The organism is Bartonella numerosa (genome assembly GCF_037070845.1).
In the GTDB taxonomy this organism is placed as follows: Bacteria; Pseudomonadota; Alphaproteobacteria; order Rhizobiales; family Rhizobiaceae; genus Bartonella.
The window spans coordinates 1-21917 of sequence record NZ_JAYMZI010000013.1; the positions used below are offsets into that span (position 1 = coordinate 1).

Annotated in this window: 15 protein-coding genes; 5 read left to right on the forward strand and 10 right to left on the reverse strand. The window is 40.1% G+C overall.

What is annotated here, in order from left to right:
• The coding region (locus WCP75_RS04480; protein WP_336277049.1) for a YrzE family protein at positions 1–889 on the reverse strand (889 nt) is incomplete at its 3' end.
• Between the two features lie 729 nt (positions 890–1618).
• On the opposite strand from WCP75_RS04480, the gene hisS reads away from it, so the two are divergent.
• Complete coding sequence (gene hisS / locus WCP75_RS04485; RefSeq protein WP_336277050.1) at positions 1619–3118, forward strand: histidine--tRNA ligase; 1500 nt, start codon at positions 1619–1621, stop codon at positions 3116–3118.
• 146 nt (positions 3119–3264) lie between these two features.
• Here hisS and WCP75_RS04490 read toward each other — a convergent pair whose 3' ends face one another.
• Together WCP75_RS04490 and fumC are read right to left on the reverse strand one after the other, a co-directional pair.
• Complete coding sequence (locus tag WCP75_RS04490) at positions 3265–3789, reverse strand: peroxiredoxin (RefSeq protein WP_336277051.1); 525 nt, start codon at positions 3787–3789, stop codon at positions 3265–3267.
• Positions 3790–4370: 581 nt separating this feature from the next.
• Positions 4371–5759, reverse strand: a complete 1389-nt coding sequence (gene fumC, locus WCP75_RS04495; RefSeq protein ID WP_336277052.1) for a class II fumarate hydratase — start codon at positions 5757–5759, stop codon at positions 4371–4373.
• 223 nt (positions 5760–5982) lie between these two features.
• On the opposite strand from fumC, the gene groES reads away from it, so the two are divergent.
• Positions 5983–6279: a co-chaperone GroES gene (groES, locus tag WCP75_RS04500; protein WP_336277053.1), complete on the forward strand. Its 297-nt coding sequence runs from the start codon at positions 5983–5985 to the stop codon at positions 6277–6279.
• A gap of 59 nt (positions 6280–6338) precedes the next feature.
• Positions 6339–7982, forward strand: a complete 1644-nt coding sequence (groL, locus tag WCP75_RS04505) for a chaperonin GroEL (protein ID WP_336277054.1) — start codon at positions 6339–6341, stop codon at positions 7980–7982.
• Positions 7983–8618: 636 nt separating this feature from the next.
• Here the strand turns inward: groL and WCP75_RS04510 are convergent.
• The 6 genes from WCP75_RS04510 to WCP75_RS04535 form a co-directional block, all read right to left on the reverse strand.
• Complete coding sequence (locus WCP75_RS04510; protein ID WP_336277055.1) at positions 8619–9197, reverse strand: NifU family protein; 579 nt, start codon at positions 9195–9197, stop codon at positions 8619–8621.
• Positions 9198–9254: 57 nt separating this feature from the next.
• Entirely contained in the window at positions 9255–9746 is a 492-nt protein-coding gene (locus tag WCP75_RS04515; protein WP_336277056.1) for a universal stress protein, read from the reverse strand.
• A gap of 62 nt (positions 9747–9808) precedes the next feature.
• On the reverse strand, positions 9809–10879 hold the full coding sequence (trpS, locus tag WCP75_RS04520) for a tryptophan--tRNA ligase (protein ID WP_336277057.1): 1071 nt from the start codon (positions 10877–10879) through the stop codon (positions 9809–9811).
• Between the two features lie 89 nt (positions 10880–10968).
• Positions 10969–12540: a murein biosynthesis integral membrane protein MurJ gene (murJ, locus tag WCP75_RS04525; protein WP_336277058.1), complete on the reverse strand. Its 1572-nt coding sequence runs from the start codon at positions 12538–12540 to the stop codon at positions 10969–10971.
• 932 nt (positions 12541–13472) lie between these two features.
• Positions 13473–14969 carry a restriction endonuclease subunit S domain-containing protein gene (locus WCP75_RS04530; RefSeq protein WP_336277059.1) on the reverse strand — a complete coding sequence of 499 codons (1497 nt, stop codon included), beginning with the start codon at positions 14967–14969 and terminating at the stop codon, positions 13473–13475.
• A 2-nt stretch (positions 14970–14971) separates the two neighbouring features.
• A complete protein-coding gene (locus WCP75_RS04535) occupies positions 14972–17140 on the reverse strand; it encodes an HsdM family class I SAM-dependent methyltransferase (protein ID WP_336277060.1) in 2169 nt (722 codons plus the stop codon).
• Between the two features lie 2107 nt (positions 17141–19247).
• On the opposite strand from WCP75_RS04535, the gene WCP75_RS04540 reads away from it, so the two are divergent.
• The gene (locus WCP75_RS04540) at positions 19248–20093 is read left to right on the forward strand and encodes a TIGR01459 family HAD-type hydrolase (RefSeq protein WP_336277061.1); all 846 of its coding nucleotides are present in this window, start codon (positions 19248–19250) and stop codon (positions 20091–20093) included.
• Positions 20093–21118 carry a bifunctional riboflavin kinase/FAD synthetase gene (locus tag WCP75_RS04545; protein ID WP_336277062.1) on the forward strand — a complete coding sequence of 342 codons (1026 nt, stop codon included), beginning with the start codon at positions 20093–20095 and terminating at the stop codon, positions 21116–21118. Before WCP75_RS04540 ends, WCP75_RS04545 begins: the two co-directional genes overlap by 1 nt.
• A gap of 211 nt (positions 21119–21329) precedes the next feature.
• Here WCP75_RS04545 and WCP75_RS04550 read toward each other — a convergent pair whose 3' ends face one another.
• Entirely contained in the window at positions 21330–21662 is a 333-nt protein-coding gene (locus WCP75_RS04550) for a protein tyrosine phosphatase family protein (RefSeq protein WP_336277063.1), read from the reverse strand.
• Between the last annotated feature and the right edge of the window lie 255 nt (positions 21663–21917).

Genomic DNA, 21917 nt, shown 5'->3' on the forward strand with positions numbered 1-21917 from the left:
ATGTATCTATTTGCTGCTCAAGGGTGTTGATTGCTCGTTCGGTTTTTGCTTTGGCAGCTTGATAAAGGTCAATCGCTTCATCAGTTGTATTCTCTGCTGCAGCGCGCGTCATACCATTGTTTATAAGGGTATTGACGACATCATCTCGGTCAATTTTTTCTGTGATGGCTTGAACATGGCCTGAAAGACGCTCTCCTAAATTTTTAAGATGTGCTTGATAATGAGAAGGGTCATCCTTAAAGTCTTCCATAGCAGAGCCGATATCTTTGAGAGCTGCTTTGTAGGTTTGTTTTAAGCGGTCGGGGTTGAGAGCTGGAATCTCGTTTTCATCAATGAGTGTACGCAATTTATCAAAATCGGCTCCATTACCATTTTTGCCACGAACAAAAGTTTCAAAGTCTTCATCGCTTAATTTAAGAAGGGCGGGGAAGACATCATTTGTCACAGTTTGTTGTATAGCAGATCCACCTTTTAAGACGGCTTTAGCACTTAAGCTTGCCGCATTTGAAGCCAAAAAGATAGCTTGGATCGCCATGATAAGCGTTAAAAGAGCCCAAGTTAAAAATCCATGAAATGCCCCTGATGTTTCTGCGAAACGCCCCGCAACGAAGCTTCCGCTTGCTAAACTTATAATCGTAACGATAAGTGAACTTATACCTACTGACAGAAGGCTCCATTGAAAAGGTGATTGAGAACCAAGATCAACTTGACCGAATCCTAAAGCGGCGACCAAAAAAGACAAGCAGACGGAGACCGCTAGCATGATTACGAGTCCACCCAAAATTGCTGACCATGTAATGGATGTATAAAAAATAGGATATTCTGTTTTATGCGGTGTTTCTTTCAGAAAACGATTATTAAACGTATTTTTTGGAATATGGGTTGCCATGTATATATCTCCTTCAATGATGCTGGGGGTAAAATGCGGCTTTAGCAATTATGTTCCAAATATGAATGAAAATGCCGGACGTACTGTCTCTTTTTTCAGAAAATTTGCTTCTTGAATTCCAATTTCATCTTAATTGCATAGGGAAAATAAGCGATATCAGAAGCAACAGATGAGATAGGCTAAATGAAAAAAATAACTTGGAGCAACAAGATAAAACAAATCTATATGCGTAAATACGTTTAAGAGGTCGTAATCTATACCGGAAGGTCTGTTTTTACTTTATATCCTCAAACGAAAAATTCTTAAAACTTCTTTTTAAATTGAGCGCTGTCACTATTATTGATGTCCGCACTGGTATAGGTGTAGTGATTTTTTGAAGCTTCTTATCAGGCAATGCACCGCTCAGTTAATGCGGTTTGTGACATTGAACTGCAAAAGTTCTCTTGTGATAGGTAATTGGCGTGTTTTTATGCAATGAGAAGCGCATAATTGCACGATTTGTATTGCAACTTGTCAATGCATTTTCTATTGGCGAGTTGTTTAATATCCCCCCCGGAGGGGACCTGGGTTAGTTTTTGCGGTACTCGAAAATGAATCCACAGCATCGTCTTTTTACAAGAGAAACCGGTGCATGTTGTTTGATTCCGAATCTATAAAGTCATTGCAGTGTGCTTTTCTATAAGATAGATACAAGCCATTCGTAGATACATATTGTTGCTAGAGAAGAAAATGTCACCAAAACAAGAAAAAACCAAAGCCCGTCTCCCTCGTGGTTTTGTTGATCGCGCAAGCGCGCAGTTGTATGCAACTGAAACGATGATAGCTCAGATCCGTGAAGTATATGAACTTTATGGTTTTGAGGCGCTTGAAACGCCGATTTTTGAATACACGGATGTTCTTGGAAAGTTTTTACCTGATTCAGATCGCCCGAATGCGGGTGTTTTTTCTCTGCAGGATGATGATGAGCAATGGATGTCTTTGCGCTACGATCTTACCGCTCCTCTTGCTCGTTATTTTGCAGAGAATTTTGAAATTTTACCAAAACCGTATCGGGGTTATCGTCTTGGCTTTGTTTTTCGCAATGAAAAACCTGGACCGGGAAGGTTTCGGCAGTTTATGCAATTTGATGCCGATATCGTTGGAACACCGACGGTGGCAGCTGATGCAGAGCTATGCATGATGGCAGCGGATAGTCTGGAAAAATTAGGTATCGATCATCAAGATTATGTTATTCGCCTTAATAATCGAAAAATTCTTGACGCTGTTTTGGAAAAAATTGGGTTAGGGGGAAGTGCACAGACTGAAAAGCGCTTAACTGTTCTCAGGGCAATTGATAAACTCGATAAGTTCGGTCTTGAAGGAGTGCGTTTGCTTTTAGGCAAGGGACGCTTGGATGAGAGTGGCGATTTCACTGAGGGGGCAGAGCTTAAAGAGCAAGAAATTGATTGTATCCTTGCGTTAATTGCCGCTGAGGCTGAAACTGCAGATGAAACGATTGATACTCTCAAAAGAGTAGTTGGCGGTTATTCCCAGGGGCTTGAGGGAATTCGCGAACTTGAAGAAATGCAGATCATCTTTATGGAAAATGGCTATCAAAATCGCATCAAGATTGATCCATCAGTGGTGCGCGGACTAGACTATTATACAGGTCCTGTTTTTGAGGCTGTATTGCTTTTCGATATTCTCAATAGCGATGGACAAAAAGTTGTCTTTGGATCTGTTGGCGGTGGCGGACGCTATGATGGATTGATTGCACGTTTTCGCGGAGAAAATGTTCCAGCGACAGGTTTTTCAATAGGTATATCGCGTTTGATATCAGCTTTACAGAATCTTGGAAAGCTGCCTGTGAAAAATGCTACGGGTCCAGTTGTGGTATTAATGATGGATAAAGAGCCAGAGGTTGTAGCGCGGTATCAAAAAATGGTAATGCAGTTGCGCAATGCAGGAATTCGCTCTGAGCTTTATTTCGGAGCATCAGGAATCAAAGCGCAGATGAAATACGCAGATCGGCGTCATGCACCTTGTGTAGTAATCCAGGGATCGCAGGAGCGTCAGTGTGGGAAGGTACAAATCAAAGATTTGGTTGAAGGTGCGCGTTTATCTCGAGAAATTGAGAATAACAGAATGTGGCGCGAAAGCCGTCCGGCACAGATAATGGTTGATGAAGATCAATTGGTTAAGGCTGTGCAAGATATCCTCGTGGCTCAAAATTCGAAGAATCTCGAATAGCTATTTGAAGACTAAGATCATTACTTTGGAGTGAATTATTCCAGGAAGACCAAATCTCAAAAAACGCACTCAAAAAACGCAAACGACACAAACTCATCACTTTAAATTAAGCCTATGTCGTTTAGAGAACAGGTTTTAGTTGAGAGCTATCCTTGAAGCTCTTTCAAAACATTTTCCGGTGAAGAAACGCCATAAGGGTCTGTTGTGCAGTTATCTGAGAAACCTTCTTCCTCGAACCATTTTTCTATGATTCCATCGTTAATAACAGCAGCATAACGCCAAGACCGCATTCCAAAACCGAGATTATCTTTGTCAACAAGCATCCCCATTTTACGCGTAAATTCGCCTGAGCCATCGGGTATCAACTTTACCTTTTCGACGCCTTGTGCTTTTCCCCAGGCATTCATGACAAAAGCGTCATTGACGGAAAGGCAGTAAATTTCATCAATCCCAACTTTTTTAAATTCGTCGTGGAGTTTTTCAAAATTAGGAAGCTGAAAGGTCGAACAAGTTGGCGTAAACGCACCCGGAAGAGAAAAAAGAACAACCCGCTTTCCTTTAAAGTACGCATCGCTATCAACATCCTGCCACCGATAAGGGTTGTCTCCACCAATTGATTCATCACGTACACGTGTATGAAAGGTTACGTTGGGAACTTTTTTTCTCACCATAATTATGCTCCTGAGAATCGTGTTTTAAGAATAATCTTCGCGTCCAAGAGCGAGCCAAAGGCGACACCTTAAACGACTTCATATTGCAACGAGTTTGCAAGTATTTCATTCCTCCGTCAAGCAAAATTAATAATCAACTCTTGCAGGAGCTTAATTGGTGCATTTTTCTCATGTTTTTGTGTTTTAATGTCATAATTTATGAAAAAGTGGAGACGTATGAGGTATGTGCAATGCTGGAGGGGTGACGCGCATATTTTAAAAAGGTGGGAATAAAAACAGAGGATCAATGGTTGAAAAGTAGGCGATCTTTTCCATCGCGAGCTTGCTGACAAGAGTATTAAAGTATGGCGGGGAGCGCTGCTTTTTAGAAATGGAGCAGCGAGCAGTGGCATAATTATGGTGAGCAAAAATGATTAGAACAATTTTTGATAGTGCGAAGGCGGTCTGCGTAAATACACCAAATATTTGAAAAAGTCAGTTCTGCAATCTTCGCAACAAGCAGCGTTTGAACCACACAGTTCACAACGCTACTTTAGTTATAGACTACCCAGTATCGTCGCGTAAAAATTTGTACCGGATTTTTATTGCGGGCAAATCATTTTTTTGGGATCAACCAGCCGATCGTAATCTTCTCTTGAGACACCAGCTTTTATAGCTTCAGTACGTAAAGTCGTGTCATTTTTATGTGCTGCTTTAGCAATTTCGGCAGCTTTTTCGTAGCCAATTTCTGGTGCAAGAGCTGTCACTAGCATGAGAGAGCGCTCCATGAGAGAGTGAATATGGATACGATTAGCGCGCAATCCTTGAATACAATGCATGTCAAAAGAGCGCATACAATCACCAAGAAGAGTGATCGATTGCAGCACATTATAGCCAATCACGGGTTTATAAACATTTAGCTCGAAGTGTCCTTGACTCGCAGCGAATGTCACACTTGTGTGATTGCCAAAGACTTGGCACGCTACCATGGTCATTGCTTCACACTGTGTGGGGTTGACTTTTCCCGGCATGATTGAAGATCCTGGCTCATTTTCTGGGAGGCTCAATTCACCTAAGCCCGAGCGTGGACCCGACCCCAAAAATCGAATGTCATTAGCAATTTTGAAAATATCAGCAGCCAATGCGTTCAGACTTCCGTGGAAATGCGCAAGTGCTCCATGGTGTGCGAGTGCTTCGAATTTATTTCTGGCAGTTTTAAAGTCTATTCCTGTGAATGTACTGATGCTTTCAGCAAACGCAACGTCGAATCCTTTCGGTGCATTAAGTCCTGTTCCAACGGCCGTTCCCCCTTGGGCAAGCATTTGAACATCGGAAAGAGCCGATTCAATGCGTCGCCGGCTGTTTTGCAATGCGGTGCGATAGCCAGAAAATTCTTGTCCTAAAGTTAAGGGTGTTGCGTCTTGAGTGTGTGTACGACCGATCTTAATAATATCCGAAAATTCTTCTTCTTTTTTTTCTAAAGTGATAATGAGGGCATCAATAATGGGGAGGAGATGCTGGCGTGTTTGCAGTGTGGTTGCAATATGAAGTGCCGTGGGAAAAGAATCATTTGATGATTGGCTCATATTAACGTGATCGTTCGGGTGAACGGGGGATTTGCTACCTAATTTTCCTCCCAAGAGCATGCTGGCATAATTGGCGATAACTTCGTTAACGTTCATATTGCTCTGTGTGCCAGAACCTGTTTGCCAGACGGAAAGCGGAAAATGTTCATCGAGCGCACCTGAGAGCACCTCGTCAGCTGCAGAAATGATCGCTTTACCTATGTTTTGCGGAAGCTTCCCTTTTTCCATATTGACAAGAGCTGAAGCTTTTTTGATGAGGCTTAAGGCATAGATGACAGTGAGAGGTTGTTTTTCTATGCCAATATTAAAATTATGCAGAGAACGTTCGGTTTGTGCTCCCCAATAACGATCCTGGCGTACTGAAATCGTTCCAAAGCTATCAGTTTCCTGACGTGTTTCAACCATGATAAAATCCTTTTATGTTCATTGGCCATAAGGAAGTAAATAACGTAAAATAGAAAAGGGAAGCAAGGGTTCACCGCTGTCCAAGATAAATTATTTACGGCGAATCCTTGACATCGTAAAGTGCCGATTTTATATTCCAGGGTATGTTAGCACTTATGATAAAAGAGTGCTAACAAGGACTTAAGGATTAATTCAATTGTATTAAGTTTTAAGGGTGTTGAACATGACTAACATACAATTCCGCCCACTTCACGATCGTGTGGTTGTTCGTCGGGTTGAATCTGAAAATAAAACTGCTGGCGGGATCATCATCCCTGATACAGCGAAGGAAAAGCCTCAAGAAGGAGAGGTTATTGCCATTGGTAACGGTGCTCTCGATGATAATGGAAAGCGAGTACCTTTGGAAGTGAAAACAGGGGATCGCATCTTGTTTGGAAAGTGGTCTGGAACCGAAGTGAAGATTAACGGTGAAGACCTCTTAATCATGAAAGAATCTGACATTATGGGGATTTTGGGCTAATCCAGTCTCTTAATTTTTGCATTTTGTACTATTTTAATACAACTCCAAGGAGAAATTAGATGGCTGCTAAAGAAGTCAAATTTGGCCGTGAAGCGCGCGAGCGTTTGGTGCGCGGCGTTGATATCCTTGCTAACGCTGTTAAGGTGACGCTCGGCCCTAAAGGTCGTAATGTTGTGATCGACAAATCGTTTGGTGCACCCCGTATCACGAAAGATGGTGTGTCCGTTGCAAAAGAAATTGAACTGGAAGATAAATTCGAAAATATGGGCGCGCAAATGCTGCGCGAAGTTGCTTCTAAGACCAATGACATTGCTGGTGACGGTACAACAACAGCGACTGTCTTGGGGCAAGCTATTGTGCAAGAAGGGGTGAAGGCTGTTGCCGCCGGTATGAACCCTATGGACCTCAAACGCGGGATTGATGCTGCTGTTGATGAAGTGGTGGCAAATCTTTTCAAAAAAGCGAAAAAAATTCAAACTTCCGAAGAAATTGCACAAGTGGGAACAATTTCTGCTAACGGTGCTGAAGAAATCGGTAAGATGATTGCTAATGCCATGGAAAAAGTTGGCAACGAAGGTGTGATCACTGTAGAAGAGGCAAAAACCGCCGAGACAGAACTCGAAGTCGTTGAAGGAATGCAATTTGACCGTGGGTACCTTTCACCTTACTTCGTGACAAATGCTGACAAAATGGTCGCTGATCTCGATGATCCCTACATCCTCATCCATGAAAAGAAATTGTCCAATCTGCAATCTCTTCTCCCGGTTCTTGAAGCTGTTGTTCAGTCTGGAAAACCGCTTCTTATTATCGCTGAAGATGTAGAAGGTGAAGCTTTGGCAACGCTCGTTGTTAACAAATTGCGCGGTGGTTTGAAAATCGCTGCCGTGAAAGCTCCAGGATTCGGTGATCGTCGTAAAGCAATGCTTGAAGACATCGCGATCTTGACATCGGGTCAGGTTATTTCTGAAGATGTTGGTATTAAATTAGAAAATGTTACTTTGGATATGCTTGGTCGTGCGAAAAAAGTAAACATCTCTAAAGAAAATACAACGATCATTGATGGTGCTGGCCGCAAAGCTGAAATTGATGCGCGTGTAAACCAAATTAAAGTACAGATTGAGGAAACAACTTCTGACTACGACCGTGAAAAATTGCAAGAAAGGCTTGCTAAACTTGCTGGTGGTGTCGCTGTTATTCGTGTTGGTGGTGCAACAGAAGTTGAAGTAAAAGAAAAGAAAGATCGTGTTGATGATGCTTTAAACGCAACACGCGCAGCTGTGGAAGAAGGTATCGTTGCTGGTGGTGGAACGGCTTTGCTGCGTGCAGCACATGCATTAACCGTTAAAGGAAGTAACCCTGACCAAGAAGCCGGTATCAATATTGTACGTCGTGCATTGCAGGCACCAGCGCGTCAGATAGCAACCAATGCGGGTGAAGAGGCTGCGATTATTGTAGGAAAAGTGCTCGAAAATAATTCAGACACATTCGGTTACAACACGGCGACAGCTCAATTCGGTGATTTGATTGCTTTGGGGATTGTCGACCCAGTCAAAGTTGTGCGTTCTGCTCTCCAGAATGCTGCTTCGATTGCTAGCCTCCTCATTACTACAGAAGCTATGGTTGCTGAAGTGCCGAAGAAAGATGCTCCAGTTCCTCCAATGCCAGGTGGCGGAATGGGCGGAATGGGCGGAATGGATTTCTAAGCCTCTTAAAAATAAAGATGAGAAAAAACGGGCCGAACAGCCCGTTTTTTTTATAGAATTTCTGCATGCTTAACGGCTCTAATATGGTATGAGATGCTGCTCTTGACATGCTTGGTTGTACAGAAAGAGCCAATATTTTTGGCAAAAATACGATAATTCTTGTCGTTTTTCTTACCTTATAGTTTTTGTGAAGAATTGCGCAAGCAGAAGCAATATCGCTAATGGTGCTGCAGAAAAATCGGCAAAATTTTTGCTAGTGGCAGTAGTGATTTTTACTTCTTATTTGTGCATTTTTTCTGTGCGATTAAGCATTTCGGTGTGTAACTCTATTTCTCTTAAAATACCGTATCGCGGGCCCACTTTGCCTTGGACCAATGGAGGTGGGCTCTTCTTATTAACCACTCGTTTGGATAATGTATCTGTAGAAAACGGCGGAGATGAGTGAGCTGGTATTATAAATGTCCTCGTCATCGTTTGTGGTCCTAATTATTCTGTAGTACGAATCTGCGTAAATGAAACTTCTACCGAAAACGCTTTGCAGCTTTTTTTAGGAAAGTATTTCTGGGGAACGTAGTGTACCGAACGAAAGCCATCCCTGGAGCACTGTTTTACACGAACGGAACCCTTTACCCTTATTTATTGCGGCATTGCTTCAACACCAAGAACTTCTGGGATAAAATGTCGCAGGAGATTTTCAATACCGTGTTTAAGCGTTGCGGTGGAAGAGGGACACCCTGCGCAAGCTCCCCGCATATTCAAATAAACAATACCATTTTCAAATCCACGGAAAGTGATGTCTCCACCGTCATTTGCGACGGCTGGGCGAACACGCGTTTCAAGTAATTCTTTGATTATCAAGACAGTCTCAAAATCTTTTTGGTCATAAAACTCTTCATTAAGTGCACGCTCTTGAGTTTGTGTTTTGGCATCTGGGGCAAGGACGGGATCGCCAGACAAAAAATGCTCCATTATTGTTCCCAAAATAGCCGGTTTAAGATGCTGCCACTCACCGTCTTTCTTCGTTATAGCGATAAAGTCATAACCTAAAAAAACGCCAATAACGTTTGGGATATTAAATAGCTTTTCTGCCAAAGGGGAGTTTTTGACGGCCTCTTCTTTCGAGAGAAACTCTAGAACGCCTTCAGAAAGAACCACACGCCCTGGAAGAAACTTAAGTGTTGAAGGATTTGGTGTGGTTTCAGTTTGGATAAACATATATTCTCCTCTTATTTTTTAGGATAGAGCAGGCGAACGAACTTAAGATATTGCACTTTAAGCAACGAATTCAATATCCTCGTCTGCAAGATTACTTGGAATGACGGTAACAGGGATCGAAAAAGCTGATCCACGCTGGGCGATTAATTGGACAAGAGGACCCGGTCCTTCTGTACGCTCACTCGCGGCCAAAACGATAAGGGCTATTTTTTTATCTTGATCTATTAATTTGAGGATTTCATCAATTTTTTTACCTTCGCGTACAATCTTTTCTGTTTCAATGGGGTGGACAGCACGCACATTATCAGAGATCTGTTCTAATATTTCACGGGCATTTTTCGTCAATTCTGTTCGCATAACATCATTCACACCTAAAAAATGGTGAAACTCGGAGCTATCAATAACAGAAAGAAGTATCAACGTTTTATTGGTATTTTTCGCATGCTGCGCGGCAAACGCAATGGCACGCCGGCACTCTGGCGTCTCGTCAACAATGACCAAAACTTTCTTTTTATTATCTGTTTTCGTTTTTTTTCGTGCGGAGCCCATGAGCTTTCATCTATTTTTTTTCGAACAATCTTTTTGCTTTTTACGGCTAGGTTTCCATCATTTTACGTGTTGTGCAGAAATCCAACAATTTCGCGAACCTTTTTCATATTTTTTTCTGCTAATACACTGGCACGCTGTGCACCATCGCGCAAAACAGAGTCGATATAATCGTGCTCTCGGTGAAGACGACGCAGTTCTTTAGTTATCGGTGCTAGCTTGTGGACAGCAAGGTCAGCTAGAGATTTTTTAAAAGACGAAAATTGTTGTCCAGAGAACTCCAAAAGAATTTCTTCTTTGCTGATTTCTGCAAAGGCGGCATAAATATTAAGCAGATTGTCAACTTCTGGCCGCTCTCCCAGAGCTGCAATTGTATCAGGGAGGGGGGCGGAGTCGGTTTTCGCTTTGCGTATTTTTTTTGCGATGAGATCAGCATCATCTTCTAAGTTAATGCGCGAAAAGTCCGAAGGATCCGATTTCGACATTTTTTTTGTACCATCACGTAATGACATAACACGCACAGCCGCTCCTCCAATAAGCGCCTCTGGTACTGGGAAAAAAACCTGTTCTTCTTCTTCACCTACTTGCATAGAGACACCAAAATTCAACTCTATAATGCGCTGATTATAATCGTGGTTAAATTTTTGTGCAATATCGCGCGTTAGCTCAACATGCTGCTTTTGGTCTTCCCCTACCGGTACGTGGGTGGCACGGTAGAGCAAGATATCGGCGGCCATCAGGCTCGGGTAAGCAAAAAGTCCGAGGGAGGTTTGCTCGCGATTTTTACCTGCTTTATCTTTAAATTGCGTCATGCGTTGCAGCCAGCCAATACGGGCAATACAATTCAAAATCCATGCCAATTCGGCGTGTTGAAAAACTTGCGATTGGTTGAAGATGATTTGTTTTTTTGGATCTATTCCGGCGGCTAAGAAGGCTGCCGTAACTGCTCTTGTTGATTCACGCAAGGCTTTTGGATCTGGATTAACCGTAAGTGCGTGCATATCAACGATACAATATAAGCAGTTATGTGACTTTTGCAGTTCAATCCACTGTTTGATGGCTCCAAGATAATTTCCAAGGTGCAGACTACCACTTGGCTGTACGCCGGAAAAAACAAGAGGTGTGAAGGTGTCCATAAGACGGTTCTTTCTCCGTGAAGTTATTCATTTTTGAGGGTTACGATAAAACATTCTCTGAATGCTAAAGCGGGGCAGAATACCATATATCACGAGCGTTGTTTAAATTTTTTTAAGGTGAGAAAAAAGGAGTGAGCATCATGGATAAAATATGTAATAAAATATATCGATGCTACTACAAACATTATTCCTGCCAAGCTTCCAGCGCGCAAAAGAAGCGGTGCTTGTGGGGATAAAGCAAAGGACAAAAAACCAAGGACGTTGATTGAATAGTGTAGAACCATCACACTTAAAAGGGTTGCGATGGTAAGCCGTATAATTCTTTTGATCAGCTGAGTGTCGTATTTCCAATGTCCGCGTTTGACCAGAATACTACAGAGCAGAAATGTGTTAACCCAGCCCGATGATATCTCCGCAATGACGATGCCCCGAGCTGACAAAATTGGAAATAATGTTAAAGCAAGACCAATATTTATGAAAACGCAAATGCACGTAAAAATCATGGGCGTCTTTGTATCTTCACGAGCAAAAAAATTGGGAATAAAGACTTTGATTAGAACGAAGGCTGGAAGTCCTATTCCATAAAGTTCAAGCAATTGTGCAACGCGATGTGTTGATTGGCTGGTAAATTGTCCGCGCTCAAAGAGTAAACTGACTATAGGGGTAGAAAGCAATAAAAAGGCAACAGATGCAGGCAAAGTCAACAATAAGGTCAATTCAATAGAGCGATTTTGCAGATCGTGAGCCGTTTCGCGCTTTTTGCTGCGCAGTGCTCTCGTTAGCTCCGGTAGAAGAACGGTTGCTACCGCGATTGCTATGACTCCAAGCGGTAGTTGATAAAGGCGATCGGCGTAAACTAAAGAGGACACGGCTCCTGATTGGCTGGAGGCGATATTGGTATTGATCAACAAATTAATCTGTGTGACCCCTCCCGTGATAGCAGCAGGGAATGCCAACATTAGAAGTCTGCGAACATTTGGACCAAAATAGGGGAAGCGAAAGGAAATTTTTATTCCATTTTGACGCAAAGCGACTGCGACCAAAAAAAGCTGGAGTAACCCCGCTGCCATGACACCCCAGGAAAGGTTTAGCCCAATATTCCAAACATCAAGCTTATATATCCAGGCATAAGCAAGCACGCCGATCAAGATGATGTTCAAAAAAAGAGGAGCAACGGCCGCAACAAAATAACGTCGCAAAGCATTTAGCATCCCCCCCATCATAGATGCTAAAGACATGCATGTTAAATAGGGAAACATGACCGCAGTAAAGTGAACTGTGGCGTTAAATTTTGTTGCATCCTCTGTAAAACCTGGTGCAATAACTGTTCGCACCAAAAAAGGCATACTTAGTTCCATGGCAATGGTTAGCAGCAACAGCAGTGAAAAGAGAACGCCAAATACTTCTTCCGCGAATTGGCACGCTGTTTCTTTACCATCTTCGGTAATTTTTTTTGAAAAAAGGGGAACAAAGGCTGCATTAAAGGCACCTTCGGCAAAAAAGCGGCGAAATGTATTGGGAAAACGGAAAGCAGCGTTAAACGCATCAGAGACGGGTCCTGTACCGAGAGACGCTGCCATTAACACCTCACGCACAAAACCAAAAACGCGGCTCATTAAGGTTCCGGAGGCGACAGTTGCAAATTTTTTAATTAGGGTCATAAAGATATATCAGGTTCATTATGTAAGGCGAGGTGATAAAGAGACGAACAAAAACCACTTTAGACCGCACAGATCTGACGAGCATGCCAGCACTACGTAGATTTTCAAACTCAAAGGGTTTTACGACGGTGTTTGTGTTCCTGTCAATAAGGGCGTGTCCAGAACGTTGATTCTCTTTTTTCTCTGCTACATCACCAGTTGCTATTTCTGTAAAGCAACAAAATATTTTTTCTCAAGTCTGCGACTGGATTATACGGATGTTTCGTTTTAGCGATTCAGAGTTAAGAGAATGGAATAGCAGCGACTCTTCTTTTAAAAATTCATCAACGAAGGCTTGTCTTTTTTCTCTTTGCTTCAATGTTCATAGGTCTTAAAATTGACGATTAGCTCTTTAGGCAAGATGGCAGAGCCCATCGTGATTTTCCTATTTTTTACAATGTTCTTAGTTCTTGGATTTGGTTCGCGCTTTTTTCATTCTACCGACCAATATTAAAGGGCAAATAAAAGTGATATTTTACATTTTTTCAGATATTGCTGCTGCCCGGTATACTAAGTCTGCTTTTTAGAAGGATAACTGAAGCAATCAATAAAAAGTCACTTTCAAGGGAAGTTGCAAAGCTGCTTATGATAATAAATGGTTTATCGCCTGTGTAAGAGGTAAACAATTATTGGTAATCAGTGCTTAACAATATGAAGACATAGAAATAGCAATTAGAAATTTTTATAGTTTAGTAAAAGAGGAAAAACAGTATAAAACAATAAACAAAAACCAAGTCCATTTACAAATGGAGTTAATCTGTCGGTAGCGCATTAAAATATACTAACATCTATCGTTTATAAAAAATTTTTGTCAGATACATCGTTGAAGCGTGTTGTCGTATTATTTGGTTATATTCTAAATCATTTATGCCATTTATCAATACAACCTATGACTAGAATCTAATAACAACATCCCTATCATTAGCTATGTCGTCAATGGCAATATTAAGTAATTTTTTCAAGTATTTAGCTGTCTTATCTAGTTCATATATACCAGCTTTATCGTTATAAGCATCATCATTCTCTAAGAAATTATCCAATGTAAAATTATCCGACAAGTATTCAATATTCGAATTATAATATAACTTAGATATTTCTCGTTGCTTGATATCCGAAAATTTGGGAGTGTTAATTAAGTGAAAATATGATGGAGCGCAATGCCCGCCTGAACCGCCAACCCCAATATAATCAATCATTCCTTTGGAACGCCAAAATGCAAGAAAACACCGAATAAATATGCTTTCAATTAAATTAGCATTTTGGTTTATTAGCCTTATCCCATGATAATTTGTTACAACATTACTACTTTTATCAAGTACAACATAAGTTCTTCCCTTTCCAAACCCTTCTCCACCAAATATAATATCGCCTTTTTCAATGGTTTTTAACTTTGTTGGTGTACCGATATACGAAATTTTTTTAACATAACCATACTGACTAATATTAGTTGGTAACACGAGCTCGTAAAATCCCTCATGGTAGATGTTGCTATCTATCCGTATTCCTATGCATCCCTTTTCCAGAGATGTGCCTCTCTCCCAAGTAAATCCTCTGGACGGCAAATCTATAGAACCGTATTTATAATTATTAACGATAAAATTCCAATATTTAAATGGATGCCCATACAGACTAGTATCTAACCTTCCAAAGTGTTCAATTTCTTTTATGGTTGGCAGTTCAAAAGAATATTGCTTTTGATTTTGGTTCTCTAATAGTTCAGTTTCTATTTTTTCAAGAATTTTATCGTGTCTAGTTCTAATTAATGATTCTTTTTTAAGAATAGCTTTAGTTAAAAACTCTATGAATTTCATGGAGTCATTTTTGTTATTATTCGGAATTGGTATTTTACAATTTAGGAATAACGTTTTTGCATGCCTTATTGTCGCACCTTTAGGAACCATAAAATCCAATTGTTCTTTAAAAATAGGGTTTTTAATAAATGCAAATAAATAGTATTTATTTTTAGTTATAGGCAACCTATATAAAGCTCCCGAAAGCATAATATTATGGTAATCTTTATCTAAAATTATACTTTCTCCAATATTTCCATCTTTTGAAATAATGAGGTCACCTTCTTTTAAGTTCATATTTAAAAAAGATTTTGGGAGGATTGGAATAGTTGATTCTGGAGAAAATTCTGGTAAGAATGAATGTTCTTGCAACGCTTTTGTTTTTAAAAAATAATGCGTCGATCTTTCAATATAATTGACAGATCCAATTTCGGTGCCAAGGTCTTTATTCTGTAAATCTCTATCCAAAAAATCTCTTACATATAGAAAATTTTTATTTTCTAGATTAAATTTTTTAAATTGAGATGAAGAAAGGCTAAATTTTCTTTCTTTTATCTCACTATAAAGAATATAATTATGCGTTCTAATGTAGTTATCCATAATTACTTATCTTGAATAAAAATATCTTGCAATTGCTGTTCTTGAGTTAAACACCAACACTTAAAGTCCTCGATTGTTTGACTAAAGTCCTCATCGAGGATGACTCTACCATTTTCATCTATCTCTATTTCAAAAGTATCAAAATTAACTTTATAAATTGGGGAAAAGAACTTTACTCTTTTTTGTGTTTTAACCTCATATCCCACCTTTTGAATGTCTTTCGCGAAAATTTGGTAATTTTTGTTTTTTAATTTAGCCAATTCTTTATCTGGTGGTTTATACGCTACAATGATGGAGGTATTTACACCGGTTTCAGCAAATACACCTGATGGTAAATCAAAAATTGCTACGATCCTCATTTTTTCTGTTAGCCATTTTCTGGCTATTTTGTGGGTATCGATGCTTGCTATAGAATTAGATAATACTATCCCCATCCTGCCATTTTCTTTTAAAATTCGGTAAGCATTCTCTAAGAATACTACACCTAAGTCAATCTTATATAATTTCTCATTTGATTTAGTTTTTCCTTCTTTACTCTGTGCTTGATTTAGACCATGATATAAGTACCAAAGCTCGTAGCAACTTATAACGTCCCATTCTTGAGAATTCCTTTTAGCAACAAAAGACCTATCCTCACCGAAGGGAGGATTCGTTAAAACCACATCAAATTTCTTAAGTTTATTTTTGTCTGGTCTATTGTCCCAATCACCTTTTTTGTTCATTGAGGGAATGAGGTCCAAAATTTGCCCCGACTGGCCAAATTTAGATAGCAAAGAACCATAGCCTGATTTGGCTTCTATTTTGGCATTTCCATCTCCATTTAAAAGCATATTGAGTGTAGCCAGCATCACCATTTGCTCATCAATATCCATACCAAAAATATTACCATCATCCAATTTGCTATGGGAATTGACGTAGGAAACTGAAAGAAAATCTGCTATGCCAACCGTTGGATCAATTATGGTTTCGCCGTTCCTGGGGTTAACGATATTAACTAAAAAATCAATTAATGGTAATGGCGTAACAAACTGAGCATTGTGATCTTTTGAAAAGGGTGTTGCAAATTTATAAAATACTAATTGATATAAGTCAGTTTTATGAGAACGAACAAACGAGTAGTCTTGAAATTGGGAAACCACTTCAATTAATACTTTGATATGATTCTCGTGTTTAGTATCTAATGGGTTATTTTCTAATATGCGGAAGTATGTTTCTGATGCATAATTCCTCAGTTTTATCATTCTATCGATAAAGGCCTGAATATTACTGTCGGCTAAAGATTTAAACTTCTTTTCAGCTTCTGAAATATAGAAATTCAGATTGTAAGAAGGAATCTTTTCATTACGTTTCTCATCATATATTTTTAGTGCAAGGATTTGGATTAATATCTCAAATCCCTTTTGGTTAACCATTCCGACTTTGTCCATTGTTCGCAATATATGGCTCATCGCATCATTAATTTGAATCGAATGAATGCCTGAAATAAGGTCTAAATCATTAATGGAACGCCTAGAGCGGTCAAATTCTTTACTTTCTGTCCACTCCAGAATTGATTTAAAATTAGGAATATTTACATAGGGGTCGGGCAGATGTAACGAGAGTTCCTTAGTTTTACTATCTTTACCCCTAACATTAAATTCTTCACTGTATCTTATAAATTTACCGTTATCTTTTCGGAATAAATATAATCTCTCTGTATCGTATAATATCCCTAAGCAAAAATCTCTATTGCTTTCTTTTAAGTAAGATTTGAGCTGTTTGTCCCATACCGTGGATACATTTTTATTATCTTCTTTTTTGAATTCAAGCGTTGCAATTAGGTGCTCTCTTAGCCATTCTAAACTTTCGATATTTCCGTTTAAATGATAATCTTTATATTTATCAAACCAATCTTTATCACAAAAAATGGCTGCATCTATCTTGATCGGGGAGGATGATTTATTTCCTTTTGGGAAGCAGACTTCTGTGCCAATGTAATCCTTGGCAAAAAGACCCGATTGAATTATAGAGTACAAAAATTGCCATTTGTAATATTGCTCGCTGAGACTCCCATCTTTCTTTTTGAGCCTTGTTTTTACATTGTCATTGAGGTGCTCAGGAAGGAAACAATCGAATTCACTTGCAGATTGATATTTTAAATCAAACTTTCGTTTAGCCTCTAAAAATTTCACTTTAAGCTCCCGCACTTTGTGAAGGGCCGTGGCATGACTTTAAGTTGCCGGCTTGTAGGCTCATCTTTTGATCCTCACGTGATTAATGTCGAGTGTAATCTATTGTTTTTTTGGGATTTCTTTAAAAGAAATTGAAAGGTCATCTTTTAAATTTTCATGCATAGAACGGGGTTGACAATCAATTCTTTCCTCTTGGGCAGACGTACCACTTGCTCGCGTGAACAAGTCGGAACACCAAGCCACTCTCTGTGAGTGAACACGTTATACTGACTCCCAACACAGAAATTTCGCTAACGCCTCCGTGTTAGAAGCACGTCCTTCATTCGGATAACTCATTGCCTAGTGATATGAATTCTGGTGACAGCTGAAAATCCTTTTACACTCATACTTTGTTATGTCTAATATCTGCTCTAATCGATTTGGTACGTACATCACTCCGTACTCTAACTTACCGTACTCTAACTTACCGTACTCTAACTTACCGTACTCTAACTTACCGTACTCTAGCTTACCGTACTCTAGCTTACCGTACTCTAACTTACCGTACTCTAACTTAGTCTAAATTCGATTTCAATTACGGCACGTACTTTCTTTTATCAAACGAAAATTGCATTTTTGCACTATATTTTGAGAGGACTGGGCCATTCGGTGGTAGAGCGTATACATGATTTTGTAAAGTTCGTTCGGGAAGTGCAATCGATGTTGTTTGCTCAGATGAATGAAGGCTGTCGAAAGGTGATCTATCTGGCGATAGGGAAAACACGCAACGGAGCATAGCATTTTTCCGTCCAAATTGGTGCATTGAAAAACGGATGCAAGCAAGTATTACAACCATTGTGCTTTAGCTAGACGCTAACATTGCTGTCTTGCATAAAGCTCAAAACTTGATGAAGTTTCACGAAGGGTTATCTTACACAACACAAAAATTTACCTACATTAAAAGCATGAGTTATTTAAGAGGAAAATTCAAAAATACATTACCAATTTGATGTACGAAGAGTGGCATAACACCTTGAGTGTCCGAGAATTGGCGCACCGCATTTTTGCCACTAAAGCGAGTCGAAATGCGATTAATCAGCAGGCGTTTTTGTTGGTGTGCGAGCAGCTTAATGAATTCTACGGTGGCGCTTTATTTACTACATGCGGGGCAACTGTGTAGAGCGCGTCGGCATCTGACAGTCCGGCTTTTTCTTTGAGCCACCAAAATAATTATTCATTTCTGTAACTGTGCACTGCTTGTTCTTGGCTGTCTCTCGTGCACGCTATTCATCTTGATAGATAAATATTGCCAATGACAACTAATATATCTTTTGGTTAGGCTCAACTTATCACCGAATAGCTGATTTATGTAAAATCAGACCATTCCAGATACGGTTTTCCCCATGGGCGATTATTTTTCTTATTTGCGCTGTAATACCCGATATTTTCGCCAAATTGTTGCAGAAAAAATGATCGGATAATTATCCAGGGAGATGAAGTTTAAGAGATTTTGGAAACCAATTTAACGAAATGCCCACCATAGCCGGCAACACAGTGGGTCGTGGGTGCAGTGTCCCTTTGCCAATTTTAGGGTAGGTCCCTTAATTGCCTATAGTTTCTTTTCAAAAAATGTTAACTTCTTGCTTTTCCAAAATTTTATACGTTAATTTCTTAAAGTCAGTGTAATGGGTGCCTGATAATCGGGCACGACGGTGAGTATGCGATACTAACTTTATTCATTTTATTTTCTGATTAATTTTACCATTGCAGAATAAATATAGCAGATACAGCGAATTTAAATTTTTGTAAATTTTTTACATAAGGCAAAAATTCTTGAGCAGTAGAAGTTATTAGGCTCCAAAATTCAAATGGGGATCAGTTCTAAATTGCTTACAGTTTGTAAGGGAAAATATTCTCATTAAGGCCCTATGATTTTGCTAAAGCCGACTGCAGAGCAGAAAATCAGCTCTAGGATCCATGATAAGGCATAAGATTTTTAAGTTGTAGTAAGAAGTATAAAGAATACAATGTTGAGAAAGGAGATGACAGGAGAATGATCTTTCGATAAGTAATTTAAAAGGAAGAACGGTTTAATAAGTGCAAATAAAATATATAGACCAGGTGCAGCATGAACGAACTTACTCATATTGATAGTATCATAGCGCGTTACGATGCTGTTTTTTGCGATGTTTGGGGTGTTGTGCATAACGGCGTGCAGGCATTTGATTCTGCATTAAAAGTGTTGCGCAAAATCCGGGAAACGGGGAAAAATGTTGTTTTTTTGACCAACTCCCCTCGGTTGCGGGAAGATGTTATCGCTCAATTACAAAGCATGAACGTCCATAGCGGTTATTATGATGCCGTCATTACTTCAGGAGATGTGACGCGTGATCTCATTCGTGTTGCGCCACGTAAGATTTTTTTCATTGGCCAACAACATGACATGACTTTGTTGGATGGGCTAGATTGTGAATTAGTTGAGGAATGGGAAGCGTCTGTGGTGGTTTGTAGTGGTTTTCTTGAAGAGCTTGACGAAGCACCACATGCTTACGAAGAAATGTTTCGCCGTATACGAGCACGGAATTTGCCATTTATTTGTGCTAACCCCGATATTATTGTACATCGCGGGAACCAGGAGTTTTGGTGCGCTGGTGCTTTGGCTCGTCTTTACCAACAGTTAGGGGGCGAAGTGCGCGTCTCTGGTAAGCCTCACGCTCCTATTTATGAATGCGCTTTTGAAAAACTGAAAAATATCCGTGGGACAGTAGAAAAAAGCCGGATTCTCGCTATTGGCGATGGTTTTTTAACCGATGTCAAAGGCGCAATAGATTTTGGCCTCGATGTGCTTTATATCATGGGGGGCATTCATCATTATGAATATGCGAAAAACGGTGTGGTGGATAAAGAAGCATTGCGCGCGTTTCTTGAACGTTACGGCTATAAACCACAAGCAATGATGTGGGCACTGCAGTAATGTCTGATTTTTTGCGTCTTCAAGGGATCGATATGCTTCCTGCAATTTGGCGGGGGGCGGTGCTGGCGCTTGGGAATTTTGATGGTGTACATTGTGGTCATCAATTGGTTCTCAAGAAAGCGCTCGAGTGGGCTCGTATAAAAAATAAGCCAGCTCTTGTTTTAACATTTGAACCGCATCCAAAGAGCTTTTTTCAACGCTCACGTCCTATCGATCGCTTGACCAAGGCTGCTGAAAAAGCCGAAATTTTTAAAATTCTTGGGTTTGATGGCATTATTGAACAGCCGTTTGATAAGGATTTTTCTGCTCTTTCAGCGGATGAATTTATCCGTTTGATCTTGAAACAAGCATTTGACGTTTCAGTCGTGGTGACGGGTGAAAATTTTCGATTTGGCCATAAAAAGAGTGGTGATTCATATTTTCTCAGTCAACGGGGCGAGGAATATGGATTTGGAGTTGTCCGAGTTCCTTGTTTGTCTAACCCACAAGATTCCCAACAGCAGATGATTTCTTCTAGCTTTATTCGCCAGCTTCTCTCACAAGGTGAGGTAGAAAAAGCATCTCATTTGTTAGGATATCATTATCGGGTGCGCTCATCGGTTATACAGGGGCAACAACTTGGTCGCCTCTTGGGCTTTCCTACGGCCAATCAAATTTTACCCCCTCAAACCAGTTTAGCGCACGGCGTTTATGCAGTACGATTACGACGTTCTGATGGTGTTTTGTACGACGGAGTTGCAAGTTTTGGATGCCGCCCGACGATTGTGGAGGATGGAGCTCCACTCCTAGAAACCTATTTATTTGACTTTGATGGTGACCTCTATGGAGAGAGCTGCACTGTTTCTTTTTTACAGTTTTTACGAAGTCAAGAAAAATTTGATGGGCTTGAGCCTTTGATTGCACAAATGCAACGCGACGAAAAGGCAGCCAAAAAAATCCTCGCAGCGGCGAAGCCATCATCGCAGCTAGACGAGTTGCTTACTTTTAAAAATGCACCCTATGAATATGGTCCGAAAAAGACATGAGTGCGGCAAAAGTAGCGCTTAAACTAACCATAATAACGAAAATATACTCCAAAATATCGTAGAGTATACGGAGCTTATGTTTGTGGGAAGGGGAATCAAGCGTACAAGTATCTGCCTTGGTCATTCTCTTTATCTTTCTATCGTTCTACAACTTTTATAGGAACTCAGAGATTTATCGCTTGTTTCTTTCCGATTCGTTAAGATATGCAAATCAACGAAGGCGTGCCAAACGGTAGAGATGTATCGAACGCCCTCCGCGGTGGCAGTAAGCAAGAAGGGGGAGATGTGCTGTTTTTAAAATCTCTCTCATGGATTTAATATCTGATTCTTCATAGCAGGAAGCAACAATAGGGACATGATGAGCCGTTATCCCATGTTTGTGGGCTTCTGCCTTTATGGCAGAAAAATCGGGTTGGTGAGGATCTTCTCCATCAGGGCGGTTGCAGACAATCGTTCTAAAACCTGCCTTTGCCAATGATTCAACATCCTCGATACTAATTTGGGCACTGATGAAGATATCATCTTCAATTTTTTGCAAGTCCATTCTCGTTTGTCTCCAAGGGGCTCATTTATTTATGACGTTTTCTTCATCTTACGATACAGAAAAGATGTCGCAAAGTACCTTCTAATTTGCATTTTAACAAAAATGGCTTATCTGTCGAGAAAAATAACTTGATGGGGTAGGAGGCGCAGATTTTACTAATTACTTCGGTTACTGGCAGATCTTTTTACAAACGATCTTTGTGGTTTAGGCATAGTAAGCATTGTTTGATGCGTTCGCGATAATATTTTACCGATT